Origin of the sequence: Bacillus cereus group sp. Sample62 (assembly GCF_036851315.1) — a bacterium.
Classification (GTDB): Bacteria; Bacillota; Bacilli; order Bacillales; family Bacillaceae_G; genus Bacillus_A; species Bacillus_A wiedmannii.
In genome coordinates, this window is sequence record NZ_JAFLPK010000001.1 from 2,648,428 (window position 1) to 2,665,367 (window position 16,940).

Genomic DNA, 16,940 nt, shown 5'->3' on the forward strand with positions numbered 1-16,940 from the left:
TCAGCTTTTTATATTTTCTCTTTATTGCGTATCATTATGATATACTATGAAAACAAAAGCACATCACACTAGAAAGGGCTGAACAATTTGCACTCCAAACTCATAACAGAACTTACAGATTTAGAAACTACCTTTCATATTCGAAAAGAAGTATTTGTAAAGGAACAAAATGTACCTCTTGAAGATGAATTCGATACATTCGATGAAATCGGTGAGGAATGTAAACATATTTTAGTTTATTATAACGAGCTTCCTGTAGGTACAGGTCGTATACGATTTGTTGACGGCGCAGGAAAATTAGAACGTATTTGTATTTTAAAAGACTATCGTAAATATGGATTAGGAAAAGTAATTATACAATCGTTAGAAGAGATTGCTCGTGACAAAGAAGCTACGAAAGTAAAACTACACGGTCAAACACAAGCTGAAGGATTTTATAAAAAACTAGGTTATCAAACTTCTTCTGATGTATTTATGGAAGATGGCATTCCGCACGTTCTTATGATGAAAGTATTGTCATAATAAAAAGGGTAGTATATGAACCTACTTTATGTATTCATATACTACCCTTTTATATTAATAGAAAAGTGAATTCTCAAGAATTCTTTTTGCATCAAAGCCCATTATCTCTTAGTTCATACCTAGGTAAAGCTTACACTGTTTTCCATAATGATAAGGCATAAATCCAGTTTGGATCCCCATTTCCTTGATAGCTCTGGACTGCTTCATATACTTTTCCTTCGTGTAGAACTCTATCTCCCTTTTCATATGCTTTCTTTGCATCCCAACCTTCATATGAAGCGCTTTCAGTTTTTGTAGTAATTGTGAATATATCACTCTGTACAGATTCATTTCCAGCTACATCAACAGCTTTCACTACATATTTATAAGTAGTATTAGAGAGTAAATTTTTATCCATATAAGAAGTCGTATTAGATGTTGCAATCTTTTTCATTGATCCTTCTGTTTCTCTATAAATATCGTAATGGTCTACACCAATATTATCGTCAGATGGACTCCACATTAAATCAACACTTGATGCTGTCGTTCCCATACTATGTAATCCTTTTGGCTGTGTTGGTGCTTCTGTATCAGGAGCCTCAACTGTTGTTTTTACTGTAAGCGTTGCACTTTCTTTCGAGACATTTCCAGCTACGTCAATTGCTTTTACAGTATAAGAGTATTCTGTACTTGGTTGTAATTTTTTATCAATAAAATGAGTTCCTGGTACTGTATCAATCATCTCTCCGTTACGGAAGATTTGATACCCTTTTACTCCTACATTATCCGTAGAAGCGTTCCATGCTAGTTCTATACTATTCGCTGTTACTTTTTGTGCCTGAATTCCATTTGGAATACTTGGAGCTTCTGTATCTGGTTTTACGTCATTGATAAGATTAACATCGATTACATTATAGAATGCATTTGCTGTATCAGCTACATCCCATACTGCTAAAATCACATGATATCCACTACGATCAGTAGGTACATTGATTTTGTGAGTTACATGATTTGAGGCTGCAGAACCATCATGTTGTACAGTTCCAATTGGTTCAAAATCTGCTCTTGTGAGCGCTTTATTTGGATTCCATCCTTTTTTTGTAATATAGTAATGCCATTTGCTCGTTAAGTGAGGCGCTGTATACTTCCAAGTAAATGTATTTTCTCCACCAGTGATTGTATTTTTAAACCAACGATTTGCTGTTTGTTGATCTAAAATACCACCAAATTTACCACCTGCAGAAGCGATTTGTCCATCAAGTGGGCCACCTTGCGGGAATCCTTTTGGTGCTTCTAAGCTTTGCGGTTCATACATAACACTTCCGCAGTTTACATTTAGTGCACCATAAGTTGGACTACATAAAGCAGATCGACTGCCAGGCTTTTCAACAAAACCATGCGCGTATGCGTTTTGAGGAATAAGTGTCGTGCCAATAATTCCGGCTGTTAATGCAACAGCTCCTAGACTTTTTTTGTTCATTTTCATGTTTTGTAGTTGTTTTAAAAATCGATTATTCATGTTCCTGTCCCCTTCTTGTTATACTTCGTAGTGTAATGTGGGCTTTGATGTAAAAGAATAACAAGAGACAATCTTGTATCGATGTATGTGTTAGTAATTCATACACCATAGCGAGAATATATTTCGTTTCTTGTGAAATATTTCACTTAATGAATATATCATGACATAGAAATCACCAAAGAATGTGCAGAAGTTGCGCAGAAATAGTGACATCATTACTAACATGTGAAATTACACCCTAAGTAACAGTACTTACTGCGGATTTCAGGTGCTTTTGTCAAAATTAATATTCATCCTTTTTCTTTTTAAATAGTAGAAAAGTGCCTATATCATTTAATATAGGCACTTTTTCATGTGTAATTTTATACTTATTACCGACCTATAAATGTAAAAATAATATCAACAGCTTGCTTATATCCACCAGACTTCCGGAAAGACTCCTTCAAATTCAAAGCAGATTCTTTATATGAAGGATTATATAATACAAGTTCTACACTTTCACGTAGTTGTTCCTCAGTCAATTCTTTCATGTGCAACTTAACCCCAGCTCCGAGATTCTCCACTTGCTTCGCGATAACTGGCTGATCTGCACTTTGCGGAATTACAATAAGCGGAATCCCGTTATATAATCCTTCATGTGTACTGTTCATTCCGCCATGTGTAATAAATAACTTTGTATATGTAAGTAGTTTTGTTTGTGGTACATAGTTTTTTACAATGAAGTTTTTAGGAATTTCACCTAAATCACTTATTCTCGTTTTATTACCAATAGACATCACAATTGTATGATTACTATTCTCGAACGCTTTAAAACAAAGTTTATAAAAATCAAGTGCTTCATTAAAAACAGTACCTAGTGAAATGTAAATCGGGCTTTTCCCTTCAATTGTAGTAAAATCAAACTCTTCATTTTTTACTTGTGTAGAGATAGATGGACCTACAAATGTAAAAGTTTCATTAAACATATCTCCAAAAGGTTGGAACTCCTTTATTGTATACACTATAGTAAGTGGCGCTGGATTACAGAAAACTTCATATGGTGAGTTTATTTCAACACTATATTTATCCGCAATTCCCTTCGTTAAGCTTTCAAAATCATTATGTATCTTTTCCTGAACTTCCACTGGGATACTTTTAGACAAGTGGTCTAACATTTGTTCAAATGATTTTTCATCCTGTGCAAAAGACGTACAGGAATTTATTGCTGGAAGCTTTAGAATTTGAGCAATTATATGTCCACAACCAAACATTGAATCATGAATGATGTAATCAAAATGTTCCCCTTCGATTTGTTCAAGAACATTTGGTATAATAACATCTGACGTATGTAAAAGACCATTTATTCTCTCTGATAAATAATTTCGACCACCAGAAAGAAAAGCTTTTATAAACTTTTTCTCGTCAATTATTCGAACAGTAGCACCGGCCTTCTCAATACGCTCTCTAAAAGATTCTATTGAAAAATAAACTACCTCTTCCCCGCGTGAAACTAATTCTTCTACAACTTGCAATGTTGGATTTATATGTCCTTCTGATCCGGTATTAATGAATAAAACACGTGCCACTTTAAACACTCCTTAATTTAAATCTTGTCTATGTTACCATTAGTATTACAGGTATTTTGTCTTATTCTTCTAAATGGACCTAGCAAGCCTAAACCCAAGATCATCTATATGAAATGTAGGATGACTACGCCGACGACAGGTCGCACCACAACCTCTTGCAGCTTCAGCCCAGCTACCGCCACGGAAAATTCGGTATGATCCGTACACTTGTTCATCATATAAATCATAGCACCATTCCCAAACGTTTCCTAACATATCGTAAAGTCCCCATGCATTCGGTTCTTTTTTTCCGACCTCATGAATATGTCCACGTGAATTTTCATTGTACCAAGCAATCTCTTTCAGTTCTCCATATATGTATCCCGTAGTTCCTGCTTTACACGCATATTGCCACTCTGCTTCAAAAGGTAATCGGTAGCCATTTGAATCTAAATTACAACTAACAATTAGACCATCATCACTAATAGAATAATATTCTTTTAATCCCGCTTTTTTGGAAAGTACATTACAAAATATAATGGCATCATTCCATGAAATATTTATAACTGGTTTATTTTTATCTTTCAATAAACTTGTTTTATTATTCGCAATCGCATCATATAATTCCATCGTTACAACATATTTTGCAAGAAGAAATGGTTTTATTTGAACTTGCCATTGTTTTTTTATTCGATCATCTCTTAATTCTACTTTTCCTGCTGGAATTTTCACCATATTAGAATCAACCGGGCCAATGAATCCATTCAATCCTATCCCCCCATGTTACTTCTTTTTATAGTCTAACTATCTATGGTATCGTATTTCTCTAAAAATAGTCTTACTTCTTTTGAAGATTTTAAAATAATAACCTCTTTTTCCTTACTCAATTGATTTAGCCTTTTTAAAATTGAGGGTCGTTTCGTTTTAGGATATTGCCATATCCATTTGAAAAATTGCAAATCAAACCTTTCTTCACATCCAGCACCCATATCCGGTCTTGTTTTATTCCGATATTGTACAACCCTTTTAAAAGCACGATAAACACATATTGTTCTATGAATATCAAGAAAGATAATTGTATCAGCTGCTTTAATTCTTATGTCCATTGTCCCGCCATAATTCCCATCAATAATCCATTCATCTTCCTTAACTAATTCATTTTGAACCTTTCTTTGCTCCGCTTTCGGTACACCTTCCCAATTCGGTTTCCAAAATAACGCATCAAGATGATGCACTTTAATATTTAATTTATTCCCTAACTGTTTTGCTAATGTAGATTTTCCTGAACCACCAGAACCTATTAATATTATTTTTTTCATAAATACCCCTTCTTACATCTTTTATCTATTCCTTAACATAAACTCACAAAACATTCCAATCCCAATACCTATTGTATAAGCAACTAAATCACTCCACAAAAATCCGTAACCTAATACGAGTCCACCTAAAGTCGTTGCACGAATGCTATCTATCCATTCGGCATGGTACAATTGGCTCAATTCAATCCCATAGCAAAATAACAAACTAATAAAAACCACTTTCTTCGTTTCTATTTTAGGAAATAAAAATCCGAATACAGTAAAAATCATCAATGCCCATAAAGCATCACCTAAGTACGCGTTTAATAGATGAGGTAACGCAAAAGCTAGCTTTCTTGAGCTAAGACCTAAAATAATTATAACTATAGTAAATAGCACATATAATAATCTACTTCGTTTCTTATTCATCTCAAAATCTCCTAATATGTAATTTAAAACTGTAAATAGCTAGTAAAATATAATTATTTTACTAGCTATTTTTTAATCGATTTCATAATAAGAAAATGTGGATTTGTATTTAAATAATGATATGATTTTTCGTTTACTTCTCTCATTTTTTCAACTGGCCTCGGTTCCTCCATTTTATCTAACACAAAATAATTTGTTGTTTCATTAATTATATCTTGGAGTGATCTTCTAAAAAAGCTAACTTCTATTGTAATATTTGGTTTAACCCAAGTATCTACTAATAATTGTTTTTCGAAATAATGTTCACAAGGAAACTTTGTAAAATCCATAAAAGGATGATGAATGGAGTATATAAATTCGCCACCTGGCTTCAATACTCGATGAAACTCCTGGAATACTTTATTCCAATTTTCTAAGTAATGAAGCGTTAACGAACTTACAATAACATCAAAAGTATTATCTTCAAATGGTAATACTTCTTGCAAATCATGACAAAGAAGCGTTGCTTTATTACCTGTACTTTCCTTTGCAGCTTTTACCATTTCAGAACTTACGTCAATTGCAGTAACATTTGCTCCTCTTTCTACAAATTGAGTAGTATACCACCCAGCTGCACATCCAGCATCTAATATACTCTTCCCTTCTAAATTCTTTGGAATCATCTCCATCATCGCTGGTCTTTCATAATAACTGTTATATGGATTTGCCAAGTCTAGATTTTCTTTATATGTACTCGCTAATTTATCATATGTATCTTTGATCGTGTCTTTCATTACTTCCACCCCTTATACATACTAATCTAATAACTCTTGCTGCTTTTTCTTTGAAAATGATTGTAGAACTAAATCATATGACCAATCAATCATCTTATTAATTTGCTCTTGCTCTACATCTTCATGTATATACACTGTATTCCAATGTTTTTTATTCATATGATACCCCGGAATGATTGCTTCTGGATACTCTTCTCTTAATCTTAGTGCAAGTTCTGGATCACATTTTAATGTAATCGCAGCTTTTTCTCCTTCTTCATGGTTTATTATCGCAAATATTTTATTATTAAGCCTCATACATGTTGCATTCCAACCATCGGGAGAATCTTCAGTCGCTTTTCTTTTTGATAAACAATATGTTCTTGTTACATTCATTCTCATTGGCACCTCTTATTCTTTCACTATTTGATTACGATGCATCACAATTTGCTTTGTCGCTTGAAATTGCTGTTCACCATAAAACTTTATTAATTTCTCTCCACAAAATAGACTAACAATGTGAACATGAGATATTTCTTGAAGTAATATTGTAAGCATCTTCTCTCCAATACCTTTATTTCTTACATTCTCATGTACGACAACATCTTCTATGTACGCTCGAAAAACACCATCAGAAATAACTCTAGCAAATCCAATTAATTCATTTTCTTCCCATACCCCAATTGCTATACTATGCTTTAACATTTTTTGAATATCGATTTCTTTTCTTTCTGGCCACCAACCGACAGAGTCATAAAGTTTTTTTATTTTTTCTACGCAAATTGGTTGTTCATGTTGCAATTTATACGTGTACATTTTCCTTCTCCCATCAAATTGCTCATTATATATAATTTGTCTTACTTTACTTCTTTCAATATAAAACTATAGAATCCAACCTGTTACAAAAAAACTTCATAAAATAAATTTATAATATTGATTTTACAATTGCAATCGTTACTCTCATCCTTTCATATTAATTATATCAAATATACAGAATAAGAGAGAATCAATGAATATAACACCAAAAGTATTTCTATAATAATATTTAACTATTAAAACTTGAATTCCTTGAAAAAAATGGTAAAGTTAATTAGGTAAAAAACACACAAAGTGAGGCGATTTTTTGAAAAAGTTTAGTTTATTATTAACAGCATTTGTCATAATCTTATCATTATTCATCCCTAATTTTACAAGTGCTAAATCTTTCCCTGATGTCCAATCTAATCATTGGGCAATTAAAGAAATTAACTATTTATCGGATAAAGGTATCATTAAAGGTACGCCAGAAGGAACTTTTAAACCGAGTGATGATGTAACTCGTGGACAAATGGCCTTAATGCTAGATTTATCATTAAAATTAGAAAAACCATCTAGCTATAATCATATTTTTTCCGATGTATCCAAAGGTATCTATTACTATGATTCTGTACATAAGTTAGCACATAATAACATTGTACAACGTGAAACAAACTATTTCCCTGATCGCTCATTAACTCGTGCAGAAATGGCAAAAGTTTTAGTTAAAACTTTTGATTTGAAGCCTACAGGTACTGACGTCAATTTCCCTGATGTTCCATCTACTCACTGGGGTTACAATTATGTCAAAATTTTAGCACAAAATAATATCACCACTGGATTGCCTGATGGTACATTTGGTCCAGGTGTAAAAGTAACTCGTGAGCAATTCGCTGCATTTTTGGCTCGTGTATTAGAACCAAATTTCCGTCCCGCTCTTCCTAAGCCTAAAGGTAACTTAGAGGTACACTATATTGATATCGGACAAGGTGATGCTACTTTTATTAAATCTCCAAGTGGAGAAACGATCCTTATTGACGCTGGTAACAACGGCAAAGGTAAAGTAGTAGCAAATTATTTAAAAGGATTAGGATTCCAAACTATTGATTATATGATTGCCACCCATCCTGATGCTGATCATGTAGGCGGATTAGATGAAGTGCTTTATGCTATGAATGTAAAAAACGTTTACGCCCCTAAAGTAAGTCATACGACACAAACGTTCAAAGACTTCCTAACTGCAGTAGCTAACAAAGGATTAACAATTAAAGAAGCGAAATCTGAAGTAACTTTACCAATCAACGGTTTAAACTCACAATTTTTAGCTCCCGTAAAAGAATACGGTAACGACCTAAATGAGTGGAGTGCGGTATTAAAAGTAACACACGGTAGCAAATCTTTCTTATTTACTGGTGATGCTGAATCTAAAAGTGAAAAAGATATGGTTCTAGCACATGGTTCTAACCTAAAATCTGATGTATTAAAACCTGGTCATCATGGAAGTAAGACATCTTCTTCTCAGCCATTTTTAGATGCAGTGAAACCAAGTATCGCTGTGATCAGTGCCGGTGCAGGTAATCGCTATGGCCATCCTACACAGGAAACTTTGGCCAAGTTAAATGCAATGTCTGTTAATGTATATAGAACAGATTTAAATGGCACTGTAGTTATTAATAGTGATGGTTCAAATATTTCTGTAAGAACGGAGAGATAATTATGAAAAGAGGTATTATTGACCGTTTTGAAGGCGAACTAGCAGTTATTGAACTGAATAACGTGACAATTGATGTACCTAAATCCAAAATCCCTTCCACTGCAAAAGAAGGTGATGTTCTTATAATCGAAAATGATACGTATACAATTGATAAGAACGAAACAGATAAAAGAAGACGTGAAATCCAAGATTTAATGGATAAATTATTTGAATAGCAAGATTCAATAATAACTTGAGAAGAGCCGTCTTGTTTGATGGCTCTTCTTTTTTCACATATAGGAGCTATTTAACTTCATACCACCAACCTTTTTGATCAAGCCAGCCTTTCATAGCGTTTAATTGCGTATCACTAGTAGGTTCAGTAACAAAATACGTTAAACCATCCGATTGTAAAATGAAGGTAGCAGTCATTTTTAAAGAAGTTAATGCTCCCATAACATCTGGAGTTTCATAAGGTGAAAAGGCTCCAGATTGAATAATATTTTGTTTAGAAACTTGTGCTTGTATATTTTCTTGTTTTGGTACTGATTCAGTAAACCAGAAAAGTGGCTTATTTCCTATTAATTGATTTAAATCACATTTGCCAATACCTGGTACATCACCTGTCTCGGTGTATTGCCAAATATCACAAGGATATGCTGGTTTATTACCTCCATATCTAGGAATCCATACAAAATCACTTTTTACGTTCGCCATACCGAATGGTTCATATACATGATGACCAACATATAAGCCAACTTTCTTAGCTCCTAGTCGGCGTAATTCATCGATAAAAGCTTGTGTACCGGCTCTCATATCATCCATTGTTTTTACTTCTACATCAGCCGCCCAAACTGTAGCGCTCTTATCACCGCGATTCCAAAAATCTTGCGCTTCCTTCTTCGCATCAGCAATTGAAATAAATCGGCAAAATGCATAATTACCGAAAGGAATATTTCTTGTTTTCATTGCTTGTACGTAATTTTTATATAAAGGATCTACGTAATTTGAACCATCTTGTACCCTAGCGATTACGAAATCTAGTTGTGGAGCTGCTACATCCCAGTTAATGTTACCGTTCCATTTCGAAATATCTACAATATAACCCATTGCTTAACACCTCCTTTATCATTATTATATTCAGAGCTCGTCTTATTGCTCTTCCTCTCCTAAAAATTCAATAGTATTTATTAGTACATATAGTAAATACGACAAGTGTCTTTTACAAAGACAGTAACTCATTTACAGTAAAAAAGAAAATCATAGCTATACGAATCGTACTATTTGTCCCCATAATTACATCAGCTTGAGTAGTTGATATAAATTAAAAATAGCATCACCTTGTTTGGTGATGCTTTTAAAATCCACTTTCCTTCTAGAACACGAATACTATTACTATAACCACTTCTCTAAAAAGTGTTGACTATGTCCTTTAGGATGATCTTCAACTACACCATATTCTCGGTATCCGTGCTTTTTATAAAATTCTGGTGCTTGAAAACTAAATGAATCTAATAATATTAATCTACAACGTTTTTCCTTCGCAATGTCTTCAATTTTATGTAACAGTTGACTACCATAACCATCATGACGAACTGATTCATCAACCCACAAAAAATCTATATGAAGGTGATAAAAATACATCGTTCCTGTTACCCCGCCAAAGATTTTTCCACCCTCATCTTTCACTACGAAACTTACTTGTTCCATCGGCTGTTGTGCTTCATCTGTTAAAATAGACATGTTATATTGAATTACTTTATTTTTTATGTATTCTCCTTCAGCGCGAGTCCCATTCTCTATGTGTTTCATATATTTCTTCCTTTCAACTTAGTAAGCTACCTTTAATTTTTACTTTTTAAAATACTAATAAACACGAATCCACCATAAGTAACAAAACATGAAAAACCAATTATCCCCGGTACAGAGACGTAACCTGTTCTTATATAACTAATAACGGCAAAGCAAGCGATAGACAATAAAATAAATGGCCAAAATATAAGAGCTGTTTTTCTTCGTCTCTCTTTCGATGTACTTTCTTTCTCTTCAGAAACACGTGTGCCAAAAAGCAAAACAATACAAATAAGGATTGCTGCAAAGTAAATCGTATGTAATGACAGATTATGATCATAAATCGCGATTCCAACTTCCATAGCGATAATCGTTAAAATTAATATGATGATTGTTGAAATTTTTAAGTTTCTTTTCAATCGCTCACCCCTAGTATGCCTTTGCTATACTTTTTGTAAATACATATCCTTACCTCTTTTTATATAGTTTTATCATCTTCTCAAAATTCGATATAGAATATAAAAAACCTTTTTTGTTACGTGATATTTATGCATACAATAAATAAGGTAGCATGAAATTTCTCCATGCTACCTTTCTAAAAGAAATACTAAGCAAAACGCAAATATCTATTCTTCCGTAGGCCTTTTAGGACCATTAAGCTCCAATTGATAAAAAGCTAAATCTAACCACCTATTAAACTTATAACCAGCTTTTTTTATTGTCCCAGTATGAACAAATCCATAGTTTTCATGTAAGGCAATGCTTTTCTCATTTTCTGCATCAATTCCAGCAATTAAGGTCATATATTCTCTTTCTTTTGCAACTGTGATCAATGCTTTCATTAAAGAAGTTCCTATCCCATTTTTTCTATATTCCTTATGAACGTACACAGAATGCTCAATTGAATATTTATAGGCAGGCCAAGCTCTAAACGGGCCAAATGTCGCAAATCCTACTATTTTATTATCTAATTCACATACTAAAATCGGATAGCCGTTAGCCTTTTTTTGTTCATACCAATCTATTCTATTTTCAAGGGTTACAGGTTTATACGTATAGACGGCTGTTGTATTCAATATAGCATCATTATAAATATCTAAAATGTTTGTTATATCTTGTTTCGTTGCTTCCCTTATCATTGCTTTCTTCCTTTCATAAAGTATATCTTCTTTCCTTTCACTCCTACATACGAATACGAGCTTTTCGGAAACCATCAAATATATTTAATACTGCAGATAAAATATAAATGATTATACCTCCACCAATTAACCACTTTTTAAATTCCTCTGGAGAAGTAGTAAACACATTTGCCACATACGTAATAAATCCTTCGTTAAATAAATGCGGATTTACTACAATTACAATGAATACTATTGTTCCAGCTATTTGAAGAAAAGCATTCCCAATTGCCAACTTTTTTGTCCATTGTCCTTGTACTAACTTATAAAGAGATATACCTATTTCAAAAACAATCATAATTACAACGATTGGCCAATACTGAAGTAACACATCTTGATTAAAAGTTGGCGCGACAAACTTCAGTCCGTTTTCTGTACCATGATATACACCTACAAGATGATTCGCATAAAAGTAAAGTGTGGCCCATATTGCAGTCCACATCAAACCTCCAAACACTTCAAACTTTGAGATCGCCTTTTTCTTCGGGATATACGAAATATTTTTCAAATCATCTGGCGTCCATTTTTTTAAACTTGTTGTTAATGGTTGTGGGTCCTTTTCTTTATCCCTTCTTTCTATAACAGCAAATACAAGTGTCAACCAGAAAAATACATGAAGGCCTACTTCGATAATTTCCCCAAGTCCTTTACCTATCAAATTTAAAATAACATTTAATACCGCTTGCTCACCATTATATCCTACAAAATTTTCTGCAACCATTGCAATGAGTGCGATTACAGCTGCAATTGGTATAATCATTTTTAATAACGTCGTATATACATCAAAATAACGTGGTCCAATTAAATGCATCGGTCTATCCAGATAGCCATTAGCCAATGAAACTGGGCTTCCCAATTTTTCAAGGACACTCTTTACATCTTCCTCATTATACTCATCAGGTAACATATCCTCGATAGTTGACCGTAGTTCAAGAATAATATCTTCACGATTTTTTTCAGGTAATCTCTTCGCTACTTCTTCGACATAAATATCAATCAAATTCATTCTTGTCCTCCTCCTTTAATAAGTTATAAAGTTCTTTCGAATCCTTTATCCATGCCTTTTTTAACTGCAAAAATATCTCTAATCCATATTCACTTAAAACGTAATACTTACGAGGTCTACTCTCCGTTTTATCCCAACTACTCGTCACTAGCTCTTGCTTTTCTAATCGGCGAAGTAGTGGATATAGAGTACTTTGATCGATTGTGATCCCTGATTGCTCCAATAATTGGACAAGTGAATACCCATACTGCGGTGTTCTTAACTGGCTTAAAACCGCTAATGTTAATGTACCTCTTCTTAATTCAGTAATTAACGAATTTAATAAAGTATCCATTCACTCACCTCATTTCCATTACTATATGTCATACAGTATATGTTTTATACTATGTATCGTACAGTATTAGTGTGATAAAAACAATGCGTATTTACAAAAAATAGATAATAAAAAAGCACAAACTATATTATTTGTGCTTTTTTTGTTAATTTAAACGGCTATTACAATCTTAATTTTGTACCTCTTATAATATAAACTCTCCTTTTTCTTTAGTAAATGGAGTAACATCTACAATTGCCTCAATATGAATTACCCCATATACATGCGGATATTCTTGACCGTTAGAAGCAAGTTCATATTTTATATCTGCTTTTATTAAGGATGGATCAATTGTTAGTAATAAAACATCTTCTTCATGACTAAAATGTTTTACAGCAACTTTTAAAGCTTGCTGTAAAAATGAACAATGAATAAATCCCTCTTCTTTAAGTGAAGCTTCATTAACTTCTCCATCTACCTTTGCGATTTCCCAATTTCTTTTTGTTATTACTTTTGTTATCATAGTTATTTTCTCTCCATGTCTTTATATAGAAAAACAAGAGGTTCTTCTTATTGTTACTAGAAAAGCCTCTTGTTTTTCATATTTATTTTATTCCATTAATTAAAGGTGATACTTCTCCGCTATGGAAAATCCATAAATCATGAAGTGACCTTGTACATCCGACATATAGTAACTTCGCATCATGTTTCGTATTTTTATAATGTTCTTCATCAACATCGATTAATAGAACAGCATCAAATTCTAACCCTTTTGCCAAGTATACAGGTACTACTGAAATACCACCTTCATATTTACTTTGATCTGCTTCAATGACGTTTACAGCTAATCCTGCATTTGTTAATTTCTCATATAAATCGCGGCATTCATCGTCTGTTCTTCCTATTACCGCAATTGTTTTCACATCTTCATTTTGTAGATGTTTTAACGTCTTCATAATCTCATTAAATTGATCTTCTGTATGGATTACTTTAACATCTTCACCGCTGCGAAAAACTGGTGTTGCGAGCCCCACTGGAATCTCTGCATTTTTAATTATCTCGTTCGCAAATTCAATAATTTCTTTTGTAGAACGATAACTTCTTGTCAGTTCATAATAACCTGTTTCTTGGAACACTTCTTTAAAAGCACTCCAATCTTCAATCCCTTGATAATCATAAATTGCTTGAGATAAATCACCTAATATAGTAAAAGAATTACCTAGTGTAATTTCTTTTAATACGTAAACTTGGAATGGTGAAAAATCTTGCGCTTCATCAATAACGACGTGATGAAATTTCTGTCCGATTTCAATACCTGTTATGCGGAGATGTATGTAAATTAAAGCTGGTAAATCTTCTACATACACTTCTTTTTTACGACAACTCTTTTCAGTTTCTTTCACAAGTTCTTCAGGCAATACTTCGAGTATTTCTTTATTTTTCAATATTGAACTATATAGTGAAAGTGGGCTCATTTTCGGCCAAAACTTCATATAATTGTTCAATCTCTTTGTCGCTTCTTTTTTTAATAATTTCTTCTCGTTTGTTTCTCCATACTTTTTCAGTTCAATTTCAATCCAGCGCTTCATTCGGCCGACTAATCTTTCTCTTCTTTTCTTTAATGGATAATGTTTATATTCCACTTGCATCCATTTTTTTATGTCTTCTACTGGAATAATAGCTTTGTCCCATGCCTCAAAATCACTTGTTGGTACTAATTCATTTTCAAATTGAATCATTCTCTCTTCAATAAAGGACTTAAATTCTAGTGTACCTTTCAATTTACCGAGCATAACCTTTTCTTCATCACGATTAATAGAAAATGCTTCTATCAATTTTTCTTCTGTCTGCTTCAGTTTCACCGAATCATCTAACGTACGTAATGCCCAATCTGGAAATGTTGTTTGACTAATATTCCCTACACCTAATTCAGGTAGTACACTCGAAATATAGTCTAAAAACAGACTATTCGGAGCGAATACAATCATTCTCTCAGCTTCTAGCTGCTCACGATATTCATAAATTAAAAAAGCAAGGCGATGTAAAGCGATTGTTGTTTTTCCGCTCCCTGCAACCCCTTGAATTAATAATGGTAAGTTTCTTTCCGCACGAATAATATCGTTTTGCTCTGATTGTATCGTCGAAACAATATCCTTTAGTTTATTATCTTTATTCTCACCTAATCGATATAGAAGAAAATCATCGGCATGCGATACATCTTCATTTCCTTTCACGTATGTATCAACAACACGTTCTAGTTCTCTTTTTCGGATAGAGATATTTCGCTTTAAATACACATCACCTTCTACTAATCCGTCTGGTGATTGATAAAACGCTAATTCATCTCCACCGGTAAATGAATAAAACATACTTGCGACAGGTGCCCGCCAATCAATTACAATTGGTTTCATCGTATCTTTATCTGAAACACCTACTTTACCGATGTAAATCGGCATAACATCTTCCTTGCCATCCTCTTGAAAGTCTAGTCTCCCAAAGTATGGCTCATGCACACCAATACGTAAGTTTTGTCTATTAGACTCCCTCATACTTTCTAGAATCTGTTCTTTAAAATCATCTCCATAATAAACCGGAATTTTTTCGAGCTGTTCTAATTGATCATCCATCGTACTTAATGTATCTTTCATCCTTTGTAACTCTACCTCAAAAATGTTGTTCATTTGATGATTCCCTCCTGTCCGTTCTAATTTTTCAGTCGAAATATAATTGTATTAAAAATCCATTTATAAAGTCAATAGCTTTAGTAAGAATTTTCTAAATCAAAAAAGAGTAGAGATTAATCCCTACTCTTCCTTACTTTAATTCGATATGCCAAACATTCATTTAATGTTGCTAATTCTTTATATTTTCGTTTTTCAAAATCATATGCTCCACCTGGGAAGAACCCTACAATACTTAATCCAGCTTCAGCACATAGATTGCTAATCTCATCTACCGTATAACATCGTAAAGACTGTGTGACTATATCGTTGGGATTATTCGGATGCCACCAATGATCTAACATTCTTTCATTTATACTATCATATTCGTATTTTCGCATAGCTGCACTTAAGGTCATTTCTTGTCCACTTGCTTTTTTCCAATACAATGGTTGATACATATCAATAAGTGCACATCCATCATCCTTCATCCAGTTTTTAATGCGTTTTAATAGAATCAATTGTTCATCATCTGCTCCTACACCAAATCCATCTAAATAACTAACAACATCAAACTTTTCTTCAAAATTAATTTTATAAAAATCAGCGCAATGAATATCTATATCATTAGTAGAATGTTCTTTTGCAAACATAGCTAACTCTGGTACAAGCTCAACAGTAGTCATTTTTACATCTAACTTAGCCATCGCCCTTGCGAATCCACCATTTCCTGCACCTAGTTCCAACATCGACTGAAATGGATATCCAACTTGTTCTTTAACTTCTTTAGCAACTTGCTCTAACCAGCTTTCTGTATTGATATCGTAATTGGATAGTTTGAATTGTTTTTCGTAAAATTCTCTCACATCTAATTCGTTCATTATTATTCTCCTCCTGCAATAGTTTTTTCTTCTACAGGTGAAAAACTAAATCTCTGACACCCATGAAAAAACCATTCTAATTTCCCTATATTTACAATTTATCAAAATAATAAGAATTTTGAAAGTACCAATATAAAAAGCAGATAATGGATGATTCCACTATCTGCTCTTCCGCTACTTTTATTTACCTTTTTGATACATCACCCAATCACCAGAAATGATAACTTTTTTCAGTATCCCTATATCTTGAGCAACATACACAAATGCACGTATTTCTCTATCACCTAAATAAACCGTTTCGGTGATTCGGTCATATAAATCACTTTCTGCATTACCTGTATATTCTTCAAGTTCATCTAATTTTTGCAGAACAACCTCATTTACTTCATAAACTTCTCCGTATACTTTGTCCTCATTTGAACAAATCATTGCCGGATACCCCTCGTTTGTGTCAAATAATTTACCATACGTCCATGCTCCGTCTGCAATGCATATTGCGCCTTGCATAAAATGAGCATTCGTTTGCTCTTTTCTTAATGTGCCATACACGAAAACGTGATGCATATATCCCTATCCCCTT

At 33.3% G+C, this 16,940-nt stretch carries 21 protein-coding genes; 3 read left to right on the plus strand and 18 right to left on the minus strand.

Annotated features, from left to right (window positions below; translation table 11 throughout):
- Nucleotides 1-87 precede the first annotated feature (87 nt).
- Nucleotides 88-522, plus strand: a complete 435-nt coding sequence (locus J0835_RS13395) for a GNAT family N-acetyltransferase (RefSeq protein WP_087980655.1) — start codon at nt 88-90, stop codon at nt 520-522.
- 130 nt (nt 523-652) lie between these two features.
- On the opposite strand, the gene J0835_RS13400 is transcribed toward J0835_RS13395, so the two are convergent.
- From J0835_RS13400 to J0835_RS13435, 8 genes are all read right to left on the minus strand, one after another.
- Entirely contained in the window at nt 653-2,020 is a 1,368-nt protein-coding gene (locus tag J0835_RS13400; protein WP_087980656.1) for a lytic polysaccharide monooxygenase, read from the minus strand.
- A 371-nt stretch (nt 2,021-2,391) separates the two neighbouring features.
- Nucleotides 2,392-3,585, minus strand: coding sequence for a macrolide family glycosyltransferase (locus J0835_RS13405; protein WP_087980657.1), 1,194 nt, complete (start codon nt 3,583-3,585; stop codon nt 2,392-2,394).
- A gap of 69 nt (nt 3,586-3,654) precedes the next feature.
- Nucleotides 3,655-4,332: a formylglycine-generating enzyme family protein gene (locus tag J0835_RS13410; RefSeq protein ID WP_176373349.1), complete on the minus strand. Its 678-nt coding sequence runs from the start codon at nt 4,330-4,332 to the stop codon at nt 3,655-3,657.
- A gap of 32 nt (nt 4,333-4,364) precedes the next feature.
- Nucleotides 4,365-4,883: a DNA topology modulation protein gene (locus tag J0835_RS13415; RefSeq protein WP_087980658.1), complete on the minus strand. Its 519-nt coding sequence runs from the start codon at nt 4,881-4,883 to the stop codon at nt 4,365-4,367.
- A gap of 21 nt (nt 4,884-4,904) precedes the next feature.
- On the minus strand, nt 4,905-5,291 hold the full coding sequence (locus J0835_RS13420) for a ribosomal maturation YjgA family protein (protein ID WP_087980659.1): 387 nt from the start codon (nt 5,289-5,291) through the stop codon (nt 4,905-4,907).
- Nucleotides 5,292-5,356: 65 nt separating this feature from the next.
- Nucleotides 5,357-6,064 (minus strand): class I SAM-dependent methyltransferase, encoded by a 708-nt coding sequence (locus J0835_RS13425; RefSeq protein WP_087980660.1) that lies wholly within the window; start codon nt 6,062-6,064, stop codon nt 5,357-5,359.
- 21 nt (nt 6,065-6,085) lie between these two features.
- Nucleotides 6,086-6,439 carry an MmcQ/YjbR family DNA-binding protein gene (locus J0835_RS13430; RefSeq protein WP_087980842.1) on the minus strand — a complete coding sequence of 118 codons (354 nt, stop codon included), beginning with the start codon at nt 6,437-6,439 and terminating at the stop codon, nt 6,086-6,088.
- A gap of 15 nt (nt 6,440-6,454) precedes the next feature.
- Complete coding sequence (locus tag J0835_RS13435; RefSeq protein ID WP_087980661.1) at nt 6,455-6,859, minus strand: GNAT family N-acetyltransferase; 405 nt, start codon at nt 6,857-6,859, stop codon at nt 6,455-6,457.
- A 307-nt stretch (nt 6,860-7,166) separates the two neighbouring features.
- Here J0835_RS13435 and J0835_RS13440 point away from each other — a divergent pair, with 307 nt between their 5' ends.
- Together J0835_RS13440 and J0835_RS13445 are read left to right on the plus strand one after the other, a co-directional pair.
- The gene (locus tag J0835_RS13440; RefSeq protein WP_087980662.1) at nt 7,167-8,552 is read left to right on the plus strand and encodes an S-layer homology domain-containing protein; all 1,386 of its coding nucleotides are present in this window, start codon (nt 7,167-7,169) and stop codon (nt 8,550-8,552) included.
- A gap of 2 nt (nt 8,553-8,554) precedes the next feature.
- Nucleotides 8,555-8,767: a DUF3006 domain-containing protein gene (locus tag J0835_RS13445; protein ID WP_087980663.1), complete on the plus strand. Its 213-nt coding sequence runs from the start codon at nt 8,555-8,557 to the stop codon at nt 8,765-8,767.
- Nucleotides 8,768-8,834: 67 nt separating this feature from the next.
- Here the strand turns inward: J0835_RS13445 and J0835_RS13450 are convergent, their stop codons facing one another.
- The 10 genes from J0835_RS13450 to J0835_RS13495 form a co-directional block, all read right to left on the minus strand.
- Nucleotides 8,835-9,641: a GH25 family lysozyme gene (locus J0835_RS13450; RefSeq protein WP_087980664.1), complete on the minus strand. Its 807-nt coding sequence runs from the start codon at nt 9,639-9,641 to the stop codon at nt 8,835-8,837.
- A 285-nt stretch (nt 9,642-9,926) separates the two neighbouring features.
- On the minus strand, nt 9,927-10,343 hold the full coding sequence (locus tag J0835_RS13455) for a GNAT family N-acetyltransferase (RefSeq protein ID WP_087980665.1): 417 nt from the start codon (nt 10,341-10,343) through the stop codon (nt 9,927-9,929).
- 32 nt (nt 10,344-10,375) lie between these two features.
- On the minus strand, nt 10,376-10,741 hold the full coding sequence (locus J0835_RS13460) for a hypothetical protein (RefSeq protein ID WP_087980666.1): 366 nt from the start codon (nt 10,739-10,741) through the stop codon (nt 10,376-10,378).
- A 207-nt stretch (nt 10,742-10,948) separates the two neighbouring features.
- Complete coding sequence (locus tag J0835_RS13465) at nt 10,949-11,461, minus strand: GNAT family N-acetyltransferase (protein WP_087980667.1); 513 nt, start codon at nt 11,459-11,461, stop codon at nt 10,949-10,951.
- Nucleotides 11,462-11,504: 43 nt separating this feature from the next.
- Nucleotides 11,505-12,506: an HAAS signaling domain-containing protein gene (locus J0835_RS13470; RefSeq protein WP_087980668.1), complete on the minus strand. Its 1,002-nt coding sequence runs from the start codon at nt 12,504-12,506 to the stop codon at nt 11,505-11,507.
- Complete coding sequence (locus J0835_RS13475) at nt 12,493-12,840, minus strand: PadR family transcriptional regulator (protein WP_087980669.1); 348 nt, start codon at nt 12,838-12,840, stop codon at nt 12,493-12,495. The genes J0835_RS13470 and J0835_RS13475 overlap by 14 nt, the downstream gene beginning before the upstream one ends.
- 184 nt (nt 12,841-13,024) lie before the next feature.
- Nucleotides 13,025-13,342 (minus strand): DUF952 domain-containing protein, encoded by a 318-nt coding sequence (locus tag J0835_RS13480; protein WP_087980670.1) that lies wholly within the window; start codon nt 13,340-13,342, stop codon nt 13,025-13,027.
- Between the two features lie 82 nt (nt 13,343-13,424).
- On the minus strand, nt 13,425-15,500 hold the full coding sequence (locus tag J0835_RS13485; protein WP_087980671.1) for a HelD family protein: 2,076 nt from the start codon (nt 15,498-15,500) through the stop codon (nt 13,425-13,427).
- Nucleotides 15,501-15,616: 116 nt separating this feature from the next.
- Nucleotides 15,617-16,360 carry a class I SAM-dependent methyltransferase gene (locus J0835_RS13490; protein ID WP_087980672.1) on the minus strand — a complete coding sequence of 248 codons (744 nt, stop codon included), beginning with the start codon at nt 16,358-16,360 and terminating at the stop codon, nt 15,617-15,619.
- 180 nt (nt 16,361-16,540) lie between these two features.
- Nucleotides 16,541-16,924, minus strand: coding sequence for a gamma-glutamylcyclotransferase family protein (locus J0835_RS13495; protein ID WP_087980673.1), 384 nt, complete (start codon nt 16,922-16,924; stop codon nt 16,541-16,543).
- Nucleotides 16,925-16,940 lie beyond the last annotated feature (16 nt).